The organism is Pseudomonas sp. HLG18 (assembly GCF_051903985.1).
In the GTDB taxonomy this organism is placed as follows: Bacteria; Pseudomonadota; Gammaproteobacteria; order Pseudomonadales; family Pseudomonadaceae; genus Aquipseudomonas; species Aquipseudomonas fluorescens_BT.
This window is the reverse complement of the sequence record NZ_CP195831.1, coordinates 1921528-1945602: the sequence shown is the minus strand read 5'-3', so window position 1 is coordinate 1945602 and position 24075 is coordinate 1921528. Positions and strand designations below refer to the sequence as shown.

Here is a 24075-nt window from a genome sequence, read left to right as displayed (position 1 = left end):
CTTTAGTGAACGACGTAGATCCTGTGGGAGCGGGCTTGCCAGCGAAGACGTCAGCTCAGACACCGCCGACCTATGGGTTACAACACCGAAAAGTTGTAACTCACAATCAACCGGGTCTCATCCACATCTCGGGCAAACTTCTCGTAGTTGGTGCGGTACGTCGCATTACGCAACCGCAGGCTGACGTCCTTGAACGTGCCGGTCTGAATCACGTACTTCAACTCGCTGTCACGCTCCCACTCTTTGCCTTCCTGATCACTGCCCGGCACCTTGATATGGTCACCGTTCACGTAACGGGTCAGGAAGCTCAGGCCGTTGATGCCGATGGCCTTGAAGTCATAGTCGTAACGCAGCTGCCAGGAACGCTCCTGCGCGGCGGCGAAGTCGTTGACCTGCACGTAGTTCACCAGGTACGGGTTGCTGCCATCCAGATACGGCATCGAATTGTCGCCGTTCATGCGCTGCCAGCCGGCACTGAAGGTGTGACCGCTGATACCGTAGGACAGCATGCCGCTCAAGGCGCGGTTGTCGATGGAGCCCGCTTTCGCATCACCGCTGTCGGCGCTTTTCAGCAAACGCAGATCGGCTTTCAGCACGCCGTCACCCAGCGGCTGATTGGCCAACAGACCCACGAAGTGCTGGCGATAGATGTCTTCCAGTTCGGCGTAGTGATACTGCGCGGTCAGACGATCGTTGATCTTGTAGTCGAAGCCGTACATGTCGAAATGATCGGCGGTAGTGTTGCAGGCATAGCGCTTGTTCTTGCAGTGCACGCGAATGTCCTGGGAATCGGTCGAGTCCCGGGCGGTGTACTTGTCCAGACGTGCAGCCATGAAGGTCAGGTCCTTCACCTCCTTTGAAGTCAGCATCGCGCCGTTGAACATGGTCGGCAGCAGACGGCCGTCGTTGTACTTGAGCAACGGCAGATCCGGCAGCAATGCGCCGTATTTCAACACCGTGTCCGAAACTTTCACCTTGGCGGTCAGGCCCATTTTTGCGTACTGGCCTTTCGAGCCACGCGGGTTATCGCCGCTGGAAGGCAGCAGGCCGCTGTTGCTGCGGTCGGGGCTGGAATCGAGCTGAAAACCCGCCATGCCCAGCGCATCAATGCCGAAACCGACGGTGCCTTCGGTGTAGCCCGATTGCAGATTGAGAATGAAACCCTGCGCAGACTCTTCGCGCTTGGACGCGCCCTGATCACTGGTGGTGTGCCCATCACGGAAATCGCGGTTGAAGTACACCGTGCGCGACTCGATCTTCGCGGTGGTGTCTTCGAAAAAACCGCTGGCCTGGACCTGCGCGGTAAAACCGGCACACAGCACGAAGGCTCCGAAGCCAAGCGACTGGCGCGGGGTGATGAGGGGAAATGGGGGACGCATTGAAAACTCCAACAGAACAACGATTGCGCGGGGGCGCAAACAAACTGAAATAGCTCCCGTCCCGGAACAATGAAGAACCGGGAGGCAGTGAACACGCGGGGGTGAACGGCAATGATGGCAGATGGCTTTGACGTGCTACAGGCGACTTTAGTCTGAAACTGACTGGTTGTTCTTGAACGCTGATGGTGGCGATTGCACGGAGTCTCTTGCGCGCAAGTGCCCGTTTCACGGGGGGACACAACCGGCCTAAGGGTTTTCCCTATGGCTTGAGGCCTGTGCTTCTACGGCATTTGCGCCTTGAACGAGGCGGTTTAATCCTGCACCATCCGCCCACGCTAATCCAAAGGACGGAAAACAAGGCATGCTGGACGCCAATGCTACCCACATTACCCTCACGCTCGAAGGCGCTTCGGCCGATCTGCAAGTCCTCAGTTTCACCGGTCGCGAAGCCCTCAACGAGCCGTTCCGTTTCGACCTCGAACTGGTCAGCGCCCGTCCCGACCTCAACCTTGAAGAACTCCTGCACAAGCCCGGCTGCCTGACCTTCGGCGCCACTGGCGAGGGCAAGATTCATGGCCAGGTGTATCGCATCGAGCAAGGCGACTCCGGCAAGACCCTGACCCGCTACAGCCTGAGCCTGGTGCCGCAACTGGCCTACCTGCGGCACAACCATGACCAGCAGATTTTCCAGCAGATGACGGTGCCGAAGATCATTGCCCAGGTGCTGGAAGATCGCGGGATCCTGGCCGACGCCTACAGCTTCCAGCTCGGCGCCGAGTATCCGGAGCGTGAGTACTGCGTGCAGTACGACGAATCCGACCTGCATTTCATCCAGCGTCTGTGCGAAGAGGAAGGCATTCACTTCCACTTCCAGCACAGCAGCAGCGGCCACAAACTGGTGTTCGGCGATGACCAGACCGTGTTCCGCAAACTGAAACCGGTGAACTACCAGCAAGACTCCGGCATGACCGCCGACAAACCGGTGATCAAGCGCTTCAACCTGCGCCTGGAAACCCGCACCAGCCGCGTCAGCCGCCGCGACTACGATTTCGAAAAACCGAAGATCCTGCCCGAAGGTGCCGTCAAATCCGAATTCATGCCGGACTTGGAAGACTACGACTACCCGGGCCGCTTCACCACGCGCGAGCGCGGCAAATTCCTCTCGACCCGAGCGCTTGAACGCCATCGCAGCGACTACAAACTCGCCGAAGGCAAAGGTGATGAGCCGACCCTGACCAGCGGCCACTTTCTGACCCTGGCCGAGCATCCCCGCGCCGAATGGAACGACCTGTGGTTGCTGCTGGAAATCTTCCACGAAGGCAAACAGCCGCAAGTGCTGGGCGAAAACGTCACCAGCGACGTCACCGACAACAAGAGCGATTTCCACCAGGGCTATCGCAACTCGTTCGTGGCCACCCCTTGGGACGCCCACTACCGCCCTGCCCTCGAACACCCTAAACCGAAAGTCCTCGGCAGCCAGACAGCCATCGTCACCGGCCCCGCCGGCGAAGAAATCCACTGCGACCAGTACGGCCGCGTGAAAGTGCAATTCCACTGGGACCGCGACGGCCAGGCCGACGACAAGACTACCTGCTGGCTGCGCGTCGCCAGCGGCTGGGCCGGCGCAGCGTACGGCGGCATCGCCATTCCACGGATCGGCATGGAAGTGCTGGTGACCTTCCTCGAAGGCGACCCCGACCAGCCATTGGTGACCGGCTGCCTGTACCACAAGGAAAACGTCGTCCCCTACGACCTGCCGGCGAACAAGACCCGCAGCACCTTCAAGACCCTGAGTTCACCGGGCGGCAAGGGCTACAACGAATTCCGCATCGAAGACAAGAAAGGCGCGGAACAGATCTACATCCACGCCCAGCGCGACTGGGACGAGAACATCGAGCACGACCAGAAGATTCGCGTTGGCAACGAACGGCATGACACCGTCGAAGCCAACACCTACAGCGAGTTCAAGGTCGAAGAACACCGCATCACTCACCTGGATCGCATCAGTGAAATGCGCGCCAACGATCACCTGACCGTCGCCGTGACCCAGCACCTCAAGGTCGGCACGGCGCAACTGGTCGAAGCGGGAACCGAGATCCACTACTACGCCGGCCAGAAAGTCGTGATCGAAGGTGCGATGGAACTGACCGCCAAGGCTGGCGGCAGCTTCGTCAAAGCCGATGCCGGCGGCGTGACCATCAGCGGCGCCGAAGTGAAGATCAACACCGGCGGCGCCCCGGGCGTGGGTACACCGGCAGCACCGTTGTTGCCCGGGCCGATGAAGGTGGTGGATGCGGATAAGGCCGGGAAAGCACCGCTGCCCGCTCGCCTGAACGAATCAGGCATCACACCGCTGTGCGGAAAACAGAGTAACGGCGCTTGCAGCCGTAAGGATTGCACATGCATGTAAAAGCGCTGAGTGCTTTATTGGCGGCTCCGCGCCACGCATTCGAACAGCTACCCCGAGAGAACGCCGGCTCGACACTTTGTTTCATCATTGACCGTACCCGTCAGCCTGACACCATGAGCCGCCTCTATCGCATCGGCGAGCCTATCGACTCTCAAGGCCTGTTTCTCGCTACCGATTTCGCTGAAATGGCCAATGACGGCCCGTTATGGCTGATCGCGCCTTGGGGCAGTCGTCTGGCTGCCGAAGCAGCAAAACTCTGCGAAGAAAATTACGCCGGCATTGCACTCATCACTGATGAGCCGGCCAAGGCACTGGCCCATGCTCGCTGGCTGCTGCGTGCCAACGATGGGTCCGGCGGTCAAAGCCTTCTGAGTTACCAAAAGCCAAGCCTTTGGGCCGCATTGGCCTATACCGCAGACGAAACTTCGCATCAGTTATTCGGCCCATGGCAACGCGTCTACAGCCCTGCCCCGGTTCACTTTGGCAGCAGTCGGGGCCATTGGCTAAGCTGGCGCAGCGTTTCGGAACTTGAATGGCTGGGCGACGTCTCAGCGTTCAACCTGCCGCCAGCAGCGCCAAAGGTTCAGGAATATCTGGGTTGGGTTTATTGGGTTGATGAGCATTACGCCATCTATGGCGAACCCACTGACGAGGAACTGCCCAACCTCGTCGAAAACCTCAATGTACTGGTTGCCCACAACATTTATGAAGGTCGTCATTTACTGAAGCTGGGCCAGATCACCAACGGCCCGCTGCTCGAAGCGCAGCCTCCGGCAATGACCATCCTGCAATCCAGGGAAGAGTCGTTCATCAAGGTTCAGCAGCTGCAGCAACTCTCCACCAGCGCTGCCTGATGACCCCGTCCGCGTAAAGAATGAATGGAAGCGAAATGGAAACTGGTATTTCGAAAGCCCCCAAGGAAAATCTCAACGGTCCAACTGCAAATGCATCGACCCAAACAGCACCGGTTGAAAGCAAGCCAGCGCTGGAGCTTGATCCGCAGCCCAAAGCGCCTGACAGTTGTTCCAACGCGTTCGACAAGGTAAAGACACCTTGCTCGACGTCCTATGGTGAGGTGATTTACGCCACCAAGGAAAAAATGTTCTATCTATTGCCAGAACGTGCTGCCAGCTCGATCAAAGAAGCGATGAATGAACTTGAACAACATATCAGCGTAAGCAAGTCTCCAGAAGAACGGCTCAAGGGGATGAACACCGCAGGGCTGCTGGAATACTTCCTTGAGCCAAAGCTGACTAACTTCCTGCAAGGCGAGCAAAAAAGCCGAATGCTGGAAATCGAAGCGCAGGAGCCGGATATCGCGCAACCCACGATGGCTATGCGCTTGAAGGCTGTCAGCCGAGAAGCCCGCAATAGTGCGGCGCTGGACAAGCAACCGGACCAGAGCGAATACGCTCGCAATCGGGAACTTGCCAATCAACAACAAGCGAGTCTGCTTGAAGCCAACTCTGATGGGCAGAAACTGCAGCGGCTCTACAGCGAATGGAAGAAGCTGAAAAACATCGCCGTCGCGCAAGCCAAAGTAGCAGGCTACACCTACGAAAGTGGCAACCTGTTTTCTCCGGGAGCACTCGAAGCGAGAAGTCGTGTACAGACCTATCTGAAGGCACGTTCGGCACTCACCTCCAGTGGCAAGCTGACGACTCTGAAAGAAGAAGACTTCCAAAAAAACAAAAAAGCCTATCTGGACGCGACTAACTGCGTAATCGATGGCAAAGCCCGGATGTGTGGCTATTTGAAGGAAGTCGCCAACGAGCGCAAGAAAGTCGAAAAAGACTTCGCCGCGTATATTGATTCGATCTTGAAAGTTGCTGACTACGGTTTGGCCCTGCCGGAGTTTGCACTCATTCCCGACACTGGCGATATCAGTGCAGGCATCGAGAAATTCAAGGCTTACCTTGAGATGGAACAGCAACAGATCAAGCTCACCGAGCAGATCCGTTCGAAATATAAAGCCTGGATTGACGCGAGCGGGCAGAACGTCGCGGCACCTACAGGTATCGTTGAAGCGGAGCAAGCAGAATGGCAGCGTATCCAGCAAGCTCGTCTGAAGCTTCGTGAAGACGCCGAGGCAGCAGTGGCTGCTGCCTTGCCATTACGTCACCTGTTATGGGAGCCCGAGCAGTTTCAACCGAAACCGGAAGAGCGCTTGGTCAAGGCAGGATTTCCTTTGCGCGAAGTCGCGCTTTTCAATAGCCCCAACAGTCCAGTCAAACACTTGAGCCTGCTCAATCTTGAAGGCATCACAAAGGTGCTGAAAAAAGACGCAAGCGAAATCGGTGCCGCTGCAAGCAAGGACTTGCAGAAACTTCCAGGTAACAGCAACGGAAAGGCAGAGTCGGACTCTGACGACAACCCCTTCCATGAATGGCTTCGTGAACAAGGCGCTTTGGCCATCAAGGACCAACAGAGCGACTGGTTTGATGAAAAAGGCTGGTTTGACGTTGAGATGTTCCACTCTTACTTGAAGTCAAAGAACTACAAGGTCGAAACGTTTGAGGATGCGGGAGCGCGCAAAGATTGGGGGCTCCGTCTTCGTCAGTTGCTTTTTAAGGAAGAAGTCAGAAGCTCGTTGCGTCTGTTCGACAACAGCCCTCAAGCTCAACTGGTTCGCTGCCTCACCCCACCGCAGTCATCAATTCACACCGCTACCAAAGTCAGCGGCCCAAGCTTCAGCGTTGCGGATAATTTCAAAGTCTCCGCCAAAGCCGAAGCAAGTCTGGGAATTGACCTCGCTCGCGGTGAGGTTGAATTGATGAAAATGGATCTTCCGGGGAGAGATCAAGCGAAAGACATCCTGGTGCCTTACCTGGATTATGAGAAAAACCGCAAAAATCTGAACCTGGGTCGGTTCTCGATTCACTTGGGCGCTAGAGCCTGGGGGTATACGGGTGCAACCCTCCTCCTTTCTTCCAGCGTTCAGTTGGGCCGTGCGAACGTGCAAGGCGGGCTTAACCTTCCGGAAATCACCGATGCAAAACGCGCGGATACCACCAATGCAACTGCCGCAACCGCGCGAAGTGAACCTGTACTTGAGGGCGACGCTGCCAAGGTTCGGGTGGAAGACGGCGCTAAAGCCCAATTCAATCTTTTTGCTGGGGTGCAAGCCGGGATTCTGCTGACCGGTGCCTTGAACTGGGCACCACCAAAAGACATAGCAGCCCTGCGCGCAGCGCCAACACCGGGAATGAGTAACAGCGTCAACAGCACGAAAGCCAGCCAATGGTCGAGTCTAGCGAGACTGACAGCTGGATTTACTGCCGCTTACGGCCTCGGTGCAAACGCAGACATTGGCATTTCCTTGCACGAAGGCCGCTTCATCATGCGGTTCAAGGCCTCTCTCATTGTCGGCACAGGTGCCGGCGGCGAATTCCAGTTTGAAGTCGGGTATGACGGCGTTACTGACCTGATTAACCTGCTGCGCCGTGAGATGCACAAAAATCAGGACAAATCGCTGATTTTTGTGACGGATGATGCGGCTGATTACATCGATAAACTCAACTTCCTAGGTGCTGCCGGCATGGAAGTGGCGATGTCTTATATGCAGGGTGTTGATATGGTGATGTCGTTGTATGAGGCGTTAACGGGGGGTGGCAGAGGAGCATCTATTGCTCATACGATTATGAATTATCGTAACCAGGCAGAACTTGAACAGTGGATACTATCAGCCACACCTGGCGCGCTTGGCCCTATGTTAATGACACTTACTTCTGCAGCCGAATCTTTTAAAATCAGAGAATATGGAGCGCAAAGTGCTAACTCTGCAGAAAAATCGTACTCTAAAGACCAGTGCCACCTACTTCAACAGCAAGCCATTGAACGTATACTTGGGTTAATTGTTAATCAGGCTAAAGCACAAGGAACCGTGCCGCTGGCGCAAGCACAATTCGAAGAAGCATGCATGAGCATGAATCGTTTCGGAACAAAGGCTTCAAGCGATGCAGAACAAAAATATTGTGAAAATAGGCTGAGAATGGACAATTTCATGTCTGAAGCAGTACTCAGACTGGTTAGTGTCGATAATGACAGGATGCGTAGCCGATACAAAACGCACATTGAAACTCTGGGCGCGCGGATGGATGGGTATTGCAAAAGAATAAAATACTATGGCAATACTTTTCTGCCGGGCGGTCAAGCCACTTATATCGGCCCTCCTAATTAACAAGAAGACACTTTTATGCCTATTAGATATTTTATTTGCACAGCCTTACTAATTTTGTCCTTTAACAGCCAGGCATTCGCTGAACTTTCCTCTTTCCAAAAAGCAGCCAAGGACAAAGGGATAACACTATACAACCAATACAAACCTGCAACTTCTGAGCTAAAAATCGCCGCCGAGGCGGGAGATCCAGATGCTCAGTATTATTTAGCAGAGGAACTACGTCAGCAGAATCAGTATATAACCGCAGAAGCTCAGAGATGGTATGAAGCAGCAGCTCTTCAAGGCGACCTCTATGCAATGCTGCGATTAGCAACATCAGAAAACGACCTGTGCAGCGTAATGAACAACTGCACTCAAAGCTCAAAAAAACGTACTGACTGGATTGACCTTTTAAACAAAGAAACGGAAAAAAGAGCGAACAACAATGATGGCGAAGCCATGTATGTTAAGTATTTATACACTGGGCAATTAGAGTGGCTTGAAAAATCCGCTGAATTCAAATTCGCGAGAAGCCAATGGCTACTGGCAAACCGGTACAAGGAAGGTGAGAAATTTTTTCTACCTTGGAAACGTACGGAGGAAGTTGGGCGATTATTGAAAGCGTCGGCAGAAAATGGTTTCCCCGCAGGTATGCTTGAATATGCGGCGTATCTGTATGAACACGGAGGAGATCTCAGCGATGCTCGCTACTGGATCGAAGAAGCGGCCAAGACCGGCTATCAATCAGGGGTCAGCAGTTATGGAGCATATTTAGCCCACGCCCCTTCGCTTTATGACTTCCCACTTGATTTGATTAAAGGTTACGCGCTCACATCACTTTTAACGGAGCTTGACGGCGGTGGAAATATAAAACCTTATGTCGATGAAGTGCTGCCAGAAATAGCAAACAAAATGAGTCCGGCGCAGATTACAGAAGCAAAAGCATTTGCAAAGCAATGGAAAGACACTCACCCACCACTTTCTTTTTACCCAGGAAAATATGGACTGTGATGCAGGGACTTATCACTCAAGGTTTACCAAAACAAAGCTTAAGCAACTGGCGGCAAAAAAAACACCGAACAGATCGAATGCTCAAAGTGGTGGCCAAATAACAGGAAGCCATCCAAAACATTTAGCGAAAGGCTCGACAGTTACGGCTGACGAGTCGCGCGTTATTGGAGAAGATAAACATCAGGCAAACAAATAATCTATGTCGGACCGAAAGGCAGCGCCAGATGATTAAAACTATGCACCTGAGATCATTAGCCTCAATAATTTTTGTTTTCCTAGCATTCGCATCTTACTCCGCGATGGCGCTTACAGGCACTCAGGCGATTGCTAAAGAAAAAGGAATTACGCTTTTTTATCAATATAAATCTGCTGAAACGGAACTTCGGATTGCTGCAGAAGCAGGTGACGCTGAAGCACAATTCTACCTAGCTGAAGAAATCCGACAAAGAAGCCAATACATTACGCCTGAGGCAAAAAAATGGTTGGAAGCGGCAAGTGCACAGGGTGATCTGTACGCCATGCTTAGGCTCGCCCGCTCGGATAATGATCTTTGTACGACGATGAAAAGCTGCCCTCCCGGGCAAAAAACTTCGGCAGAGTGGATGAGTATAGTTAAAGAGTTGGCTACATCTAAAGCTGAAAATGGTGACGCCGAATCCGCTTATGTCATGTATTTGGCGACTGGCCAGTTGGATTGGTTAAAAAAATCCGCAGAGTCTGGTTTTGCTCAAGGTCAATGGCTGCTTGCTATTCGATATAAGGAAGGTAATGGATCCTTTTTGTTGCCTTGGAAACGGTCGGAAGCTGTCGAGAACTGGGCAAAGGCGTCTGCTGTAGGAGGCAATCCCAAAGGAATGATGGAGTACGCTGCCATTCTTTTCGAGAAGGGTGACATGGAAAGTTTTCGATATTGGAACGAACAGGCTGCCTCAATTGGCTTCGCCACTACGGTGTATGGGTATGGATCAGACCTGGCCCATGAGCCTGATATGTATGGATTCCCTTATGACATCATCAAAGGGTACGCGTTGATTTATTTATTGAAAGAACTTGATGGCGGAGGCGGTATGGATGCCAACGTCAATGATAAGCTTCCTAAAATCGCAGCAAAAATGACACAAACGCAAATAGCGGAAGCAAAAATATTCGCACAGAAGTGGAAAGCCACACACCCGCCGCTCTCTTTTTTCCCTGATAAGTTAGGTGACTAATACGGCCGCCCCCTTAATTACTTTTAAAGACAGCGCTTGGGACTACTATATTCATTGACGTGGGGAGCTACGCAAAATTGAACCACTCACGTCATCGCGCTAAATTTCAAGAAATACTTTTGTCACATGTGGAAAAACAGTTAAGAGGATGCAATACACAGAAGGACGAAGCAAGATGTTACGCACACTAATAAAATCCATGGCGTTGATTGCATTAATATTTTCAAACTACGCTTTCGCACAGCTCACTCCTGATCAAGAAGCCGCGAAAAAGCGCGGAATTGCACTATTCAATCAATATAAAACAGCCGAACCCGAATTACGTATTGCAGCAGAAGCTGAAGATGCGGAAGCTCAATTTTATTTAGGCGAAGAGCTGCGTCTACAAAAGCAGCGAATGACAACCGAGTCGCAAAAATGGTACGAAGCCTCAGCATCCCAAGGTAACTATTATGCGATGTTCAAACTTGCTACCACCACTGGAGATCTATGCTCCGTTATAAATCAGTGTCCTGCAGGTACTAAAAAACCCAGTGACTGGCATGAACTGCTGATAAAAACAGCAGAGCCACTGGCGTTGAACGGTAGCGGCGAAGCAATGGTGGTCTTGTATGATGCGACAGCCAACGTAGAGTGGGCTAAAGAAGGCAGCCAAAGCAGGCTATGCTCCTGGACAATGGTTACTCGCCACTCGTTACGCTGATGGCGAAGACACATTTTTATTGCCATGGAAGCGTAAAGACGCAGAAGAGGAATTATTGAAAAGTGCCTCCGAGGGTGGATTTCCCAAGGCGATGATGGAGTACAGCACTATTCTTTCTGAGCGAAATGATCTTGAAGGCGTTCGGTACTGGTTGGAGGCAGCAGCCAAAACCGGATATGTAAATGGGGTCAGTAGTTATGGGGCGTACGTTGCTCACACTCCTGACAAAGTTGGATATCCAATTGACCTAATAAAAGATTATGCATTGATATCACAACTTCAAGAACTTAATGGCGGAGGAAATATCCAATCCTATGTTGAAGGAAAGCTTCCTGCAATTGCAGAAAAGATGACTTCCACCCAAATTGAAGAAGCAAAAAAATACGCTACTGAATGGAAAGCTACACATCCACCTCTTTCTTTCTTTCCAGAAAAGTCAGGTTTTTGGACACAGTGAGCGCAGAAGGCTAGTCGGCCCGGCAGACTTCTGCCTGTTTGCCAGCCTGCAATTGATGGATCCCGTGCTCCCGGCGAATTGGTCGATGTGGACAACGCGAAAGAGCGCAACTCGATGGATGTTTTGAGGAATACATTGAAATGATAAAAGCCGGATTCGCTTTTGTCCTCGCTCTAGCGTGCCTTCCTGCTTTCGCCGAAACGAAGAAAACGCTACTGGACTGCCCGCTTTCAGATGGAACCACTGCCTCACTGCTGTCCGCTTCAAATGAGGACGGGCAGCGACTCTTCGTAAAACTCAACAACCAGACAGAAACTGCCTTCACTGACATGCCCGACTCGGACTTCGTCGGTGAAATTGCATTGGCAAAATGCACGGGCTCCGTTTTGATCTACGCCATGAACTATGGCTCTCCCTATTTGAAGGGCGCCGTTTTACGCAAGAATCCAGACAGCGGAACGCTGGAACGCATCGATTTTGCCGAAAAGGCCCTGCCGGTTTCTTTGTACCTGAGTGCTCGGGAGATGCGCCTGGTCATTCCCAACGATGGCTATGAAATCCCCGAAAAATTTGTCGTTTACGACTACATCACCCCAAAAGGCCAGCCGGAAGAACCCAAGGGAGTGAATACGGTACCCGATAAAAAAGGTTTCAAAGTCATCGATCTCAAATAACGACTCTGCATTGGGCTTCGCGTTCTATTCGATCGTAGGGTCACTCCCCGTGAGAGTCTAAATTGCTCTGTTAGCTACTTTGAACCGGCGAAAGCACGGGCAGATAATTCAAGTTTTCTGCCCGTGAATGCTAGGCCGTCGTGATAACAATCAAACCGGAGCCTGCCAGTTCAACATTTTCTGCTGCGCAACCTGCAGCAAATCATTGCCGTCCTGTGCCAGCAGGTACAGCGCATGGGTGATGTGGGGAATGTCCTGGACATCGGCGTGTTTGAAGCACAGGCAATGCAGGGTTTCGAGCAGGTCGGCGGCGGCGCGTACGCGCTGGACGGCGGCTTCGAAAATATCTTGGGGGTTGGCTTCGGTGTCGATGACCAGCGGTGCGCTGTCGGTGACGCCGCTGTTGAGCGGGAGATAGCGGGCGGAGCTTAATTTCAGGATTGGCATTGGAATTACTCAAGGCAGCTTGAAAGTAACCGCCAGCACCGTGACCAAACGATGGGGAGGCGGACTGTGTACAGGCTTGGTCAACCGAGAACCACCTGACTCGGCTCGCCCGAAGGCGACCCTGCACACAGCCGCCACAGCAATGCACTCCACGGACACGAATGTCCGTCGGGCGAATAATGGCACACATGCACAGGTGATTACGTTAGGTGACCAAACCTAAGTCTCTGATTTTGCAGCGACACCAAAACCATAACCGCCCCGCTCCAGCCACCGGAAGCAGACAAGGCACCGGTTCCTGTAGGAAGGCGCCGAGAATCCCCCGAGAAACAATCCCCCTTCAGACAGCCGGCATTCAGCCGGGTTAACCCTCGCTTAACGCCGTGGTCAAAGACTCTACTCATCCGCACGTTCTCAGCTGATGCTGACGCCCAGTGCGGCAGGTCTGGCGTGTTTCACGCCGGGCTTTCTTTCCGTCGCACGGAGTCCCTCCATGAACATTCGTCCGTTCCTGCTCACCACCGCCCTCGCCTGCACCGCGTTTGCCGGGCTGGCCCAGGCCAATGACACGTCCACCAACGCCAAGGCTGTGCCTTACGAATACGGCATGCCGCTGCACGTCAGCAAAGTGATCTCGATGACCGAGCCGCAGACGCAGCAATGCAAGGTCATTACCGCCGACATGAAGTACCTCGACAACGCCGGCAAACCCGAGGAAATCAGTTACCGGAAAATGTCTGACGCCTGCAACTTCCAGAACTGACAGAAAGCTCTGATTTGCGCCTTTGCGGTAGGCGAGCACAGGTCTCGAGGGGTATGCTCGGGGCCCCTCCTCACTGCCGCAAGGATTCGCCATGCAGTTGTCGTTTCGCACGTTGTCGACCATCACCTTTTCCCTGTGTTTTATGTTGGCGCTGGCCTGGGGCCTCGTACCGCAAGTACTGCTTTCGATCTGGAGCATTGAATACTCCGAGGCAGCAGGATTTGTCGCACGACGCATGGCGGTGCTGTTCGCGGCGTTGGGAGTGATGTTTTATCTGGTGCGCAACGCGCCGGTGTCGATCGCGCGCAATGCAATGAACAACGGTTTTATCGTCGGCTGTTTTGGTCTGGCGGTGCTGGGGTTCGCTGAATGGCTCAACGGCCACGCCGGCCCCGGGATTCTGCTCGCGGTGCTGGTCGAGTTCGCGCTGGGCCTTGGCTTCTTGCAGGCCCGGCGCGTGACGGTCGAACTGGGTGAAACGGTGCGTTAAACGACTTTCGATCGCGGGGTATAGGGCTGACTTGTCGCGTTTTGCGCCAGATCAGAACGCAACCCGGCAATCAGGCCATTGATTTCGCGACAGCTGTTCAAGTGACTGGCATCGATGCCACTCACCTGCAGCTCAACCTGATCGGTCTGGTGATCGCCATAGACCTTGACGGTCATCGACAGATCCGGGGACAGCGTGCACTGGCAGCGCTTCGGCAGAAAGCTGCTTTCAATGATGTTGCGGAGTTCCAAGGCAGACAGAAACATGGCGAAACCTCTCCTTACTGTGAGACTGCCAATCAAGTATTCACGTCGACCGTTGCCACGGCTTCCCACGGGTGTATCCCCGCTGAATCCTTGGGTGTGACAAGCGGCTGTGATGCGAAATGCCCATTGGAGTGTAGGCGCCCGAACTCGGTGCGCCGCACCAAATCGACGCATAAAACGTGCCTTTCATCGGGTCGCATTCACCTCCTTGCAAATCAATGGCTTGGCAAAAAGACAGGCAACTGGCCAGTTGCAAAATGCAAGATTCGATTGTGCAGGCACTGCAATTTGCAAGCGGCTGGCGGTTTGCATTCATCGCCTGTGACAGTGAGAATGCCCGTCAACCAACGTACACCCGCCAGGAGGCTTCAATGGGAAATTTCACTGTTTACGCGACCGCCGGCCTGATGCTCGCCAGCCTGTCCACCCTCGCCCACGCCGCCAAACTTGAAGACACCGCGCCTTATCCGAAGGCCGAAGCGGGCTTCACGCGCCAGGTGATCCATCTGCCGCAACAGGCCCAGGAAGAAAACTTCAAAGTCGAAATTCTTGCCGGCAAGACCCTCGAGGTGGACTGCAACCGCCAGCGTCTGGGCGGCACCCTTGAAGAGAAGAACCTGGAAGGCTGGGGCTATCCGTTCTACCGCCTGGAAAAAGTCAGCGGCCCGATGAGCACGCTGATGGCCTGCCCGCCCGGCACTCAGAAAAAACGCGCGTTCGTACCGGTGATCGGTGACGGCTTCACCGTTCGCTACAACAGCAAACTGCCGATCGTGGTTTACGCACCGCAGGACGTTGAAGTGCGTTTCCGTATCTGGTCGGCTTCCGACAAGATTGGCGTGGCCATTCCCGAATAATCTCAAGCCACAACACCACACGCCGCCGCTCGCTCGGCGACGTGACGCAAGCTGTCAAAGTTGATATTGGCACCGGAATCGATGGCGATCAGCGTCTGATTCCGTGCGCCGGTCTGCGCTACGTACTTTTTGATGCCCGCAACCGCCAACGCGCCGGAAGGCTCGGTGATCGAGCGGGTATCGTCGTAGATGTTCTTGATCGCCGCGCAGAGTTCGTCGTTGCTGACGGTGATCACTTCATCCACGCAGAAGCGACAGACCTCGAATCCATAGGCGCCGATCTGCGCCACTGCCACGCCATCGGCGAAAGTGCCCACGTTGGGCAGCACCACTCGCTCATCCGCTTGCATGGCAGCCTTCAGGCAGGCCGAGTGCTCCGACTCGACACCGATGATCCGCACCTCCGGCCGCAGGTATTTCACGTACGCCGCGATGCCCGCGATCAACCCGCCACCGCCCACCGGAACGAAGATCGCGTCCAGTGCGCCCTGGTGTTCGCGCAGGATTTCCATGGCGACGGTGCCCTGGCCAGCGATCACATCGGGATCGTCGAATGGCGAGACGAATGTTCGGCATGTCTGCTCGGCAAGTTGCAGCGCGTGGGCCAGGGCAAAGGGGAAGCTTTCGCCATGCAATAGCGCCTCGGCTCCGCGACTACTGACGCCCAGCACTTTCAACTCAGGCGTGGTTGCCGGCATCACTATGGTCGCGGCAATGCCCAGTTCCCTTGCCGCCAGCGCCACGCCTTGCGCATGATTGCCCGCCGACGCCGTGATTACCCCGCGCGCCTTTTGCTCATCACTCAGCTGCACCAGTTTGTTGTAGGCACCACGGATCTTGAAGGAGAACGTCGGTTGCAGGTCTTCGCGCTTGAGCAGGATCCTGTTGCCCAGTGTTCCGGACAGGGCCGGCGCAGGTTGCAGCGGTGTGCGCACCGCCAGTTCATACACCGGCGCGGCGAGGATCTTTTTCACGTACTGTTCAAGCAAGGCTTGCTGGTCGGGGCTGTGGCGCATGGTCGTCTCCTGACTTTTATTCAGAACCCCGGAGACAGAAAGTAAAAACCCGCCTCTAGGGCGGGTTGGGTGCTGCAGTCGTGAGCTAGCCCGCCAAATGAGGAATGGCGGTAATAATGCTTGGCTGGCAGCGCAGTACGGTGGAAGTCATGGGCTGGAAATTAGCCCGGGCGTTGCTGGCAAGTCAATGGCGAATTTTGCAGCGAGTCTGTAGGCTGGCCTTTCGCACATCTGACCAAGGAAGGAACGCATGATGTCCATCGCCCTGCCCCTCACCGCTTTGATCGCGTTCAGCGGCTACACCGTTAGCGTGATGCTGCAAGCCGAACAATCGCTGATCGACTTCGGCATCAGCCTGATGTCGCGGCCGGACACCGCGCAAGTGGTGATCGATCTTTATCTGCTGGCAACGCTGGCCGGTGTCTGGATGTTCAAGGATGCGCGCAAGCGCGGGCAGTCGGGCTGGTCGGTGGTGCCTTATCTGTTGCTGACGGCGGTGTTTGTTTCGGTCGGGCCGTTGTTGTACCTGGTGGTCCGGGGCCTGCAGGATCGCAAACGCCCGGCCCCGGTCATTTCGCCAGACGTCTGAGCCCGAACAGCATCCCGCCCGCCCCCAGCAACATCGCCGCCAGGAACAACGGGTACGACACCCACCACGGCGTGCCGGCGGTCATCATGCTGAATTCAGACATGCCGCCAATGCTCGCGATCAGGTTGAGCGGCAGGAACACCACGTTGATCAGCGTCAGCTTGCGCAGCAGGTTGTTCATGCTGTTGTTCATCAGGTTGCCCCGGGCATCGATCAGCCCGGAAAACACCGTGGAGTAAATTTCCGCCTGCTTGTAGCACTGGTTGTTTTCGATGATCAGGTCGTCGATCAGGCCGAGAACGTCGCTGTCGAAATGTTGTTTCTGTGCGTGATTGCGCAGCCGCGTCAGTACCGCGCCGTTGCTGTGCAGGGCATTGATGTAATAGATCAGGCTTTCACTGAGGTTGAACATCTGCACCAGATGCTGGTTTTGCATCGAGGCGTTGAATTTTTGCTGCAACTCCCGGGCGACCAGTTTGATCACCTTCAGATGCCCGAGGTAGTGATGGATGTTGTTGAACAACAGGTCCAGCAACACATCCAGCGGCGCATTCAGTGGCCGGCCCGTGCCGAGCCCGTGCAGCGGGGTGTCGTCGGTGGCGATCACCAGCAACTGGCTCGGTGAAAACAGCAAACCGCAGGACGACACCTCGAACGCCAGGCTGCCACCGCCGGAATAGTTCTCGGGGCGTTTCCAGATCAGGAACAGATGATCCGGGTGAAACTCGATCCGCGACACCTCGTCCGGGTCCAGCGCCGAGGCCAGCGCGTGTTCATCGAGCTTGAAATGACTGTGCAACAAGTCACGCTCGGCGGCGTCAGGGTTGCTGAACAGCATCACCTCGGCGTCCAGCCGTTCGACCCGCTGCAGGGCGCCCTGGCTCAGTGCAAAGCTGTTGATCATCGGCCGGTCACCAGGCCTGGCCACGGCGTTTGAGCTCGAGACGGCGCACGAACTCTTCCAGTACCAACGAATACAGATCGTCCTGCAAGTAAGCGTCTTCGATGCCGGCGTCGAGGTTCGGGTTGTCGTTGACCTCGATCACCACCACTTTGTCGCCGGCCTGTTTCAGGTCGACGCCGTACAAACCGTCGCCGATCAGGTTGGCGGTCTTCACCGCCAGCTCCACTACGGCACGCGGTGCTTCGTGAATCGCCAACGTGCGGCATTCGCCGTTGACGTCCTGGCCCTTGGCCTTGTGGTTGTAAATCTGCCAGTGGCCCTTGGACATGAAGTACTGGCAGGCAAAGATCGGTTTGCGGTTGAGCACGCCGATGCGCCAGTCGTACTCGGTGTAGAAAAATTCCTGGGCCAGCAACAGCACCGAGTGTTCGAAGAGTTCGGCGGTGGCTTCGAGCAAAGCCTCCTGGCTCTCGACCTTGATCACGCCACGGGAGAAACAGCCATCCGGGATCTTCAGCACCAACGGAAAACCGAGGCGTTCGCCGACCCGTTCGAAGTCTTCGGGTCGCTCCTTGTAGAGAATTTCCGTGGCGGGCATGCCCAGTTGATGGCTGTTGAGCAGGTCAGTGAGATAGACCTTGTTGGTGCAGCGCAGGATCGACGTCGGGTCGTCCATCACCACCAGCCCTTCGCTCTCGGCTTTCTTGGCGAAGCGGTAGGTGTGGTTGTCGACGCTGGTGGTCTCGCGGATCAGCAAGCCGTCGTACTCGGCCAGCCGTGCGTAGTCCTTGCGTTCGATCAGCTCGACATCGATGCCCATGCCTTTGCCGACTCGCACGAAGTTTTCCAGTGCGCGGGCATTGGACGGTGGCAAGGCTTCTTGCGGATCGTGCAGGATTGCCAGGTCATAACGCGCCACTTGCGGCGAACGCGGTACACGCCAGATCTTGCGGCTGAAACCGTCCAGCGCATTGGCGAACTGATCTTCCTGATCGTCGCGCAACTTGTGCAGGGCACCGGACTTTATGCCTTCGATGTGCCATCCGTTAGTTCGACGGAATTCAACTAACAGAATCGGACACGGGAACACTTCAAACAATTGCCGGGCCAGATCCTGTAACGGTTCGATATGCGTTCTGCCGAAATAAAGTGTCAGCGTAAAACCTTCAGTGTCGTTGTAGAGATGATGACTGAGGGCTTTTTCCAGGGTTTTATCCAGGTCGTCCAGCGCCAGACCGTAAAGCGATTTTCGGGTCAGCTCGCTGATGGTGCGTACCGACGGAATCACCTTGTGCCCTCGGGCTTCAGCCAGCAGCGAGCAATAGTAGCCGTGCCCAAGATACTTGTAGCTGCGGCACAGGTTGATCACCTGCACCCGTTTTCCCGGCTCGCTGTCGGGCGGTTGTTCGAGATATTCCTGGGCCGTCAGGATGTCTTCGCTGGGAAAGTACGAGGCCCAGTCCTCCTTGCGTTCGACGATAATTTTCACTTGACTGGAAGTTCTGACCTGCGGTTTTAAATAAGTTGCCGGTGGCAAACTTTGAATGGATACTTCGCGCCAATGACCCTGTACCGCTGACATAGAAATTGATCCGTTGGAGAACAAGACCTTTTCTATTAAGCACGAACTTTTTCGAAAGTCCCGTTTCGTTACGCAACTTTTACGGCGGTCATATGAACACTGTTTTTCGATTGGCGACAGTTGATGATTTACCGGCGCTGCTGGCACTGGAAATGCACTGTTTCACCACGGACCGGCTCACCCGCCGCAGCTTTCAATGGATGATCACCCGCGCCCACGGCCAATTGTGGGTGGCCGAACGCGGAGGTCAACTGCTGGGTTATGCGCTGGTGCTGTTTCATCGGGGCACGTCACTTGCGCGGTTGTATTCCATTGCCATTTCCCCCGATGCCCGGGGTGCAGGCCTGGGCAAGCAATTGCTGCAGCGCATCGAGGCCTGTGCCCTTGAGCACGACTGCGTTTACCTGCGGCTGGAGGTGCGCACTGACAACCCCGCCGCCATCGCGTTGTACGAACGCAGTGGCTATCGGCGCTTTGCGCTGATTCACGACTACTACGAAGACCATGCGGACGCGTTGCGTCTGGAAAAGCGCATTCTGCAACACCACGACTCACGCAGCATCAAGGTGCCCTATTACCGGCAGACCACCGATTTCACCTGCGGTCCGGCCTGCTTGCTGATGGCAATGGGTGCCTTGCAGGCAGCTCGTGTGCTGGAGCGTCGCGAAGAATTGCAGCTCTGGCGCGAAGCAACCACGGTGTTCATGACCGCCGGTCATGGTGGCTGCAGCCCTCAAGGGCTGGCTTTGGCTGCATGGCGCAGAGGGTTTCGCGTGCGTTTGCAGCTGAGCATGACCGGGCCGCTGTTTCTCGACGGCGTGCGTGACATGCATAAAAAAGACGTCATGCGCCTGGTGCATGACGAGTTCATGGCACAGCTGAACGACACCGATGTCGATCAAATCATCGGCACGACACTGGATTTGCCCCGCCTGCTCAACGCCGGCGGGCAACCTTTGGTGCTGATCAGCAGCTATCGTTTGACTCGCTCCAAGTCACCGCACTGGGTGATCGTCACCGACTGCGACGAAGACTTCGTTTATCTGCATGACCCGGATGTCGACCACAGCCAGCATCGCCAGCCCATGGACTGCCAGCATGTGCCGGTCAGCCAAGGGGAGTTCGAAAAAATGTGTCGGTTCGGCCGGGGCAAGCTGCGGGCAGCAGTGGTGCTCTACGCCCGCTCACCTGTATGACGCGTTCATTTGAGTCCGACTTTGTACAGCGCACCGTCGGACTCGTCCGTCAGCACATAAAGGTAACCATCCGGCCCTTGCCGGACGTCGCGGATCCGTCGCTTCAGGTCGCCCAGCAGACGTTCTTCATGCACCACCTTGTCGCCATCGAACTGCAGGCGGATCAGCTCCTGCGTGACAAGCGCGCCGATGAACACGTTGTGCTGCCAGGGTTTGAAGCGGTCGCCATCGTAGAACGCCATACCGCTGACACCCGGTGATTTTTCCCAGACATGATGCGGTGCGACGGTGCCTTCGACGGTTTTACCCTGGGCTTCCGGAATAGGCTGCATCGAGTAGTTGATGCCGTGGGTTGCCAGCGGCCAGCCATAGTTTTTTCCGCGTTCGATGATGTTCACCTCGTCGCCGCCGCGAGGACCGTGTTCGTTTTCCCACAAAGTGCCGGTCCATGGATTGAGCGCTGCCCCCTGCGGGTTGCGATGGCCATAGGACCAGATCTCCGGGCGGACACCGGACTGACCGACAAACGGATTGTCATCCGGCACCTTGCCGTCCGGATAGATCCGCACGACTTTGCCCTGCAGCTTGTCCAGATCCTGCGCGGTCGGGCGGTCGTTGTTTTCGCCGAGAGTGATGAACAGATAACCATCACGGTCGAACACCAGGCGTGAGCCGAAGTGATTGCCGACCGACAATTTCGGTTCCTGACGGAAGATCACGTTGAAATCCTTCAGGGTTTTCAGGTCGTCCGACAGACGCCCGCGCCCTACCGCCGTGCCAGCCTTGTCACCGGCACCACCGCCCTCAGCGTAAGACAGGTACACCAGCCGATCCTGTTTGAAGTCCGGCGACAGCACCACATCCAGCAATCCGCCCTGCCCCTTGGCCCAGACCTTGGGAACGCCATCGATCGGCGCCGACAGCTTGCCGTCAGCCCCGACCACCCGCAGGTTGCCCGGACGTTCTGTCACCAGCATGCCCTGACGATCCGGCAGGAACGCCAGGGCCCACGGATGCTCAAGACCCTGCGTAATGGTGGTGACTTCAAGGGTGCCCTGTTCGCTTTGCAGCGCTTTGGGAGCAGCGGCGGATACCGGGCCGCAGATCACTGCGCTGGCACACAAACCGGCTAAAAGGGTTTTACGCAACATGCACGATTCCTTTTGTTCGTTTGAAGGGCTGACAGAAACGGTTCTGCCATTCAACGGTTGCTGTCGCCGTCACGGGCGGGTGGATTGGGAATGAATTTCGGCGGTGTGCTCGGCACCGAACGCAATGGCTGACCATTGCCGATGCCGCCGTTCTCGACGGTAGGCTGGCGCGGCACTGGCGCCGTATTCGGCCCGCGGATCACCGGATTGGCAGGCTGGGTGCCCTGCATGCTGTTGGGATTGGCCCGGTGAATCGGGCTGTTGTAGGGATTGCTGCTGTTGCCGGTCGGACTTTGCGCCAGCCGCAGAGTATCGGCGTGAACCAGCCCGCCAGTGAGGGCCAGCAATGTGATGCCAAACAGAAAACGGTTCATGAACGGCCTCTCTCGATGCGCTGGGGTCAGAGCCTTCGAGTCCACGCTACGCCGAGGGTTCGGATTTGTTAACCCGTCACCGCTAAACAAGATGTAACACGGCTTGACCTGCCGTTTACCGCCGACCCCGCAAACAACAGAAACTTTTGCGCTGGCAAACAGGTCACCCGAACATCACTCGGAGAACAGCACCATGGCTCGGGCAATCTGGAAAGGCGCAATCAGTTTTGGTCTGGTGCACATCCCTGTGGCGCTGGTCTCGGCCACCTCGTCGCAGGGCGTGGACTTTGACTGGCTGGACAGCCGCAGCATGGACCCGGTGGGCTATAAACGGGTCAACAAGGTCACCGGCAAGGAAGTCACCAAGGACCACATTGTCAAAGGCGTGCAATTCGAAAAAGGCCGGTATGTGGTGCTCAGCGAGGAGGAGATTCGCTCGGCGCACCCGGTTTCGACCCAGACCATCGATATTTTTTCCTTCGTCGACAGCGCGCAGATCCCGCTGCAGAACATCGACACGCCCTACTACCTGGCGCCCGACAAGCGCGGCGGCAAGGTCTACGCCCTGCTGCGCGAAACCCTGAACAAAACCCACAAGGTCGCCCTCGCCCGGGTGGTTTTACACACACGCCAGTATCTGGCGGCGTTGATGCCACTGGAGTCTGCGCTGGTATTGGTGAAACTGCGCTGGCCGCAGGAAGTACGCAGCCTGGACGAACTGGCGCTGGGCAGCGAAGTGACCAAACCCCAGTTGGCCAAAGCCGAGCTGGACATGGCCAAACGGCTTGTTGAAGACATGAGCGCCGACTGGAATCCCGAGGATTACCGCGACGAGTTCGAGGACAAGATCATGGCCCTGGTGGACAAGAAGGCCCATGAAGGCAAGATCGAGGACGTTGAGACCGTTGATGGCGAAGAAGAACGCAAGTCTGCGGATGTGATCGATCTGACGGAACTGCTCAAGCGCAGTCTGGGTGGCAAGGCTGCCGCCAAACCCAAGGCCAAGGCTGCCAGCAAGACAACGACGGCCAAAAAAACCAGAAATGCCTCGTAAATGAAATCGGGCGACTGTCTTTCAACAGTCGCCCGATCTATCAGATCAGAATGAAGATCGCCAGCAGACCACCAAAGATCGCCCACTTTTCCAGGTAGTAACGCGCGCGATTGCGCTTTTTCAGCTCTTTGCCACGCAGGCGGATCTTGTAGATTTTGGTAAACAAGCGGTTGATACCGCCGGTGCGGTCGCCCGCATCGTTCGGTGCACCCGCCGCCGACATCACGGTACGACTGAACCAGCCATTGAATGCGGCGGCCCAGCGATACTTCATCGGGCGTTCGACGTCGCAGAACAGAATGATGCGGTTCTGGTCGGTGGTGTTTTCCGCGTAGTGAATGTAGGTCTCGTCGAACATCACCGCTTCACCGTCGCGCCAATGATAGTTCTCGCCATCGACGTTGATGTAGCAACCGGCGTTGTTCGGCGTTTCCAGCCCCAGGTGATAACGGTAGGAACCGGCATACGGGTCACGGTGACGCACCAGTTTAGACCCCGGTGGCAGCTCGGCGAACATCGCCGCCTTGATCGAACCGATGCTCTGCACCAGCTCAGTGGTGCGCGGGCACAGTTGCAGCGCCGACGGATGGCTGTCGCCGTACCATTTCAGGTAGAAACGCTTCCAACCGGTCTTGAAGAAGGAGTTGAAACCGACATCGTCGTACTGGTTGGAGCGCTTGATCGCACCGGCTCGCAGCAGATTCTGACCTTCCTCGCGGATTTCTTCCCAATGGGCCTGCAACGGGCTCAGATCGGGAAAGTCCTTCGGGTCGAGGTAGGGTTTGTTCGGTTTCTTCGAAAACAGATAAAGGAAGCAGTTGATCGGCGCGAGAAACGTCGAGTGGTCGCTCAACTGACGGCCCAGTTTGTGACGCACACGACCGCGCAGGTGTACGTATGCAATGGAAATGACATAAATAGCAGCAATGATGAGTTTCACGGAAATCGTCACACGTCAAAAATGAACAAACTGCGCGCCTGCCGGCCATTGGCTCAGGGTCTGATGCAGTGGCATGAATACAAATACTGTCCCGGTGGCACTTCCTTGAGCCCTTGCCGATAGCGGCTATTGGGTGATCGGATGGCATTTTAGCCATACTTTGTAACCAATGGTGAACCTCATCTGTGAAAAACTGTCCGCTGATTCGGCCAAACGGCAGCCGTTGCGATCACGCGCGCGCCAGCCATGCCAGTGACATCAGCATTACGGCAGATTGAGTTCGACGAAAAGAAGTGGCGGCAGCGCGCCAGACGTGGTGCTGAAGGCAGCTTGAGGCGTTGATTTCCTGGAACCGAAGAAATCAGAAGAGCACTGCAGAGTTTGTCTCTGAATGCGCGTGTGCTTGGCAGGACGATTCAGGATCGGAACAGATGGGAACCCG

General features: G+C 55.5%; 22 protein-coding genes and 1 pseudogene. 14 read left to right on the top strand and 9 right to left on the bottom strand.

Annotated elements, in window-relative coordinates; translation table 11 throughout:
- Nucleotides 1–77: 77 nt before the first annotated feature.
- Nucleotides 78–1379, bottom strand: coding sequence for an OprD family porin (locus tag ACSPX5_RS08985; protein WP_207864354.1), 1302 nt, complete (start codon nt 1377–1379; stop codon nt 78–80).
- Between the two features lie 361 nt (nt 1380–1740).
- Here ACSPX5_RS08985 and ACSPX5_RS08980 point away from each other — a divergent pair, with 361 nt between their 5' ends.
- The 8 genes from ACSPX5_RS08980 (at nt 1741) to ACSPX5_RS08945 (ending at nt 12004) form a co-directional block, all read left to right on the top strand.
- A complete protein-coding gene (locus ACSPX5_RS08980; protein WP_439821491.1) occupies nt 1741–3789 on the top strand; it encodes a type VI secretion system Vgr family protein in 2049 nt (682 codons plus the stop codon).
- Nucleotides 3780–4643 carry a hypothetical protein gene (locus ACSPX5_RS08975; RefSeq protein WP_439821490.1) on the top strand — a complete coding sequence of 288 codons (864 nt, stop codon included), beginning with the start codon at nt 3780–3782 and terminating at the stop codon, nt 4641–4643. Before ACSPX5_RS08980 ends, ACSPX5_RS08975 begins: the two co-directional genes overlap by 10 nt.
- 35 nt (nt 4644–4678) lie before the next feature.
- On the top strand, nt 4679–7969 hold the full coding sequence (locus ACSPX5_RS08970; protein ID WP_439821489.1) for a hypothetical protein: 3291 nt from the start codon (nt 4679–4681) through the stop codon (nt 7967–7969).
- A 15-nt stretch (nt 7970–7984) separates the two neighbouring features.
- Nucleotides 7985–8959, top strand: coding sequence for a tetratricopeptide repeat protein (locus ACSPX5_RS08965; RefSeq protein WP_323160365.1), 975 nt, complete (start codon nt 7985–7987; stop codon nt 8957–8959).
- Between the two features lie 224 nt (nt 8960–9183).
- The gene (locus tag ACSPX5_RS08960; RefSeq protein ID WP_439821488.1) at nt 9184–10170 is read left to right on the top strand and encodes a tetratricopeptide repeat protein; all 987 of its coding nucleotides are present in this window, start codon (nt 9184–9186) and stop codon (nt 10168–10170) included.
- 175 nt (nt 10171–10345) lie between these two features.
- The gene (locus ACSPX5_RS08955; protein WP_439821487.1) at nt 10346–10873 is read left to right on the top strand and encodes a hypothetical protein; all 528 of its coding nucleotides are present in this window, start codon (nt 10346–10348) and stop codon (nt 10871–10873) included.
- Nucleotides 10874–10892: 19 nt separating this feature from the next.
- Nucleotides 10893–11330, top strand: a complete 438-nt coding sequence (locus tag ACSPX5_RS08950; RefSeq protein WP_439821486.1) for a sel1 repeat family protein — start codon at nt 10893–10895, stop codon at nt 11328–11330.
- A 140-nt stretch (nt 11331–11470) separates the two neighbouring features.
- Nucleotides 11471–12004: a hypothetical protein gene (locus ACSPX5_RS08945; protein WP_323160362.1), complete on the top strand. Its 534-nt coding sequence runs from the start codon at nt 11471–11473 to the stop codon at nt 12002–12004.
- Nucleotides 12005–12154: 150 nt separating this feature from the next.
- Here ACSPX5_RS08945 and ACSPX5_RS08940 read toward each other — a convergent pair whose 3' ends face one another.
- Complete coding sequence (locus ACSPX5_RS08940; protein ID WP_323160361.1) at nt 12155–12451, bottom strand: hypothetical protein; 297 nt, start codon at nt 12449–12451, stop codon at nt 12155–12157.
- A 493-nt stretch (nt 12452–12944) separates the two neighbouring features.
- Here ACSPX5_RS08940 and ACSPX5_RS08935 point away from each other — a divergent pair, with 493 nt between their 5' ends.
- Together ACSPX5_RS08935 and ACSPX5_RS08930 are read left to right on the top strand one after the other, a co-directional pair.
- The gene (locus ACSPX5_RS08935; RefSeq protein WP_207864364.1) at nt 12945–13214 is read left to right on the top strand and encodes a DUF2790 domain-containing protein; all 270 of its coding nucleotides are present in this window, start codon (nt 12945–12947) and stop codon (nt 13212–13214) included.
- A 91-nt stretch (nt 13215–13305) separates the two neighbouring features.
- Entirely contained in the window at nt 13306–13704 is a 399-nt protein-coding gene (locus ACSPX5_RS08930) for a hypothetical protein (RefSeq protein ID WP_207864365.1), read from the top strand.
- On the opposite strand, the gene ACSPX5_RS08925 is transcribed toward ACSPX5_RS08930, so the two are convergent.
- Nucleotides 13701–13970 carry a DUF1652 domain-containing protein gene (locus ACSPX5_RS08925; RefSeq protein ID WP_207864367.1) on the bottom strand — a complete coding sequence of 90 codons (270 nt, stop codon included), beginning with the start codon at nt 13968–13970 and terminating at the stop codon, nt 13701–13703. The two genes, ACSPX5_RS08930 and ACSPX5_RS08925, sit on opposite strands and share 4 nt — an antisense overlap.
- A 371-nt stretch (nt 13971–14341) precedes the next feature.
- Between ACSPX5_RS08925 and eco the strand changes: the two genes are divergently transcribed.
- Nucleotides 14342–14827 carry a serine protease inhibitor ecotin gene (gene eco, locus ACSPX5_RS08920; RefSeq protein ID WP_207864374.1) on the top strand — a complete coding sequence of 162 codons (486 nt, stop codon included), beginning with the start codon at nt 14342–14344 and terminating at the stop codon, nt 14825–14827.
- A 26-nt stretch (nt 14828–14853) separates the two neighbouring features.
- On the opposite strand, the pseudogene ilvA reads toward eco, so the two are convergent.
- Nucleotides 14854–15843, bottom strand: a pseudogene (ilvA, locus tag ACSPX5_RS08915) (threonine ammonia-lyase, biosynthetic); the annotation flags it as partial.
- A 250-nt stretch (nt 15844–16093) separates the two neighbouring features.
- On the opposite strand from ilvA, the gene ACSPX5_RS08910 reads away from it, so the two are divergent.
- Nucleotides 16094–16432, top strand: coding sequence for a DUF2834 domain-containing protein (locus tag ACSPX5_RS08910; protein WP_439821485.1), 339 nt, complete (start codon nt 16094–16096; stop codon nt 16430–16432).
- Here ACSPX5_RS08910 and ACSPX5_RS08905 read toward each other — a convergent pair.
- Both ACSPX5_RS08905 and ACSPX5_RS08900 read right to left on the bottom strand, forming a co-directional pair.
- Nucleotides 16413–17336 (bottom strand): magnesium transporter CorA family protein, encoded by a 924-nt coding sequence (locus tag ACSPX5_RS08905; protein WP_169430326.1) that lies wholly within the window; start codon nt 17334–17336, stop codon nt 16413–16415. The genes ACSPX5_RS08910 and ACSPX5_RS08905 overlap by 20 nt on opposite strands.
- A gap of 7 nt (nt 17337–17343) precedes the next feature.
- On the bottom strand, nt 17344–18918 hold the full coding sequence (locus ACSPX5_RS08900; protein WP_323160356.1) for a RimK family protein: 1575 nt from the start codon (nt 18916–18918) through the stop codon (nt 17344–17346).
- Nucleotides 18919–19010: 92 nt separating this feature from the next.
- On the opposite strand from ACSPX5_RS08900, the gene rimI reads away from it, so the two are divergent.
- A complete protein-coding gene (gene rimI / locus ACSPX5_RS08895; protein ID WP_439821484.1) occupies nt 19011–20114 on the top strand; it encodes a ribosomal protein S18-alanine N-acetyltransferase in 1104 nt (367 codons plus the stop codon).
- A gap of 5 nt (nt 20115–20119) precedes the next feature.
- Here the strand turns inward: rimI and ACSPX5_RS08890 are convergent, their stop codons facing one another.
- Both ACSPX5_RS08890 and ACSPX5_RS08885 read right to left on the bottom strand, forming a co-directional pair.
- Nucleotides 20120–21265, bottom strand: coding sequence for a PQQ-dependent sugar dehydrogenase (locus ACSPX5_RS08890; RefSeq protein ID WP_323160354.1), 1146 nt, complete (start codon nt 21263–21265; stop codon nt 20120–20122).
- 50 nt (nt 21266–21315) lie between these two features.
- Nucleotides 21316–21639, bottom strand: a complete 324-nt coding sequence (locus ACSPX5_RS08885) for a hypothetical protein (RefSeq protein ID WP_169430322.1) — start codon at nt 21637–21639, stop codon at nt 21316–21318.
- A gap of 193 nt (nt 21640–21832) precedes the next feature.
- Here ACSPX5_RS08885 and ACSPX5_RS08880 point away from each other — a divergent pair, with 193 nt between their 5' ends.
- On the top strand, nt 21833–22693 hold the full coding sequence (locus ACSPX5_RS08880) for a Ku protein (RefSeq protein ID WP_439821483.1): 861 nt from the start codon (nt 21833–21835) through the stop codon (nt 22691–22693).
- A 40-nt stretch (nt 22694–22733) separates the two neighbouring features.
- Here ACSPX5_RS08880 and lpxO read toward each other — a convergent pair whose 3' ends face one another.
- Nucleotides 22734–23633, bottom strand: coding sequence for a lipid A hydroxylase LpxO (lpxO, locus tag ACSPX5_RS08875; RefSeq protein WP_169430320.1), 900 nt, complete (start codon nt 23631–23633; stop codon nt 22734–22736).
- Nucleotides 23634–24075 lie beyond the last annotated feature (442 nt).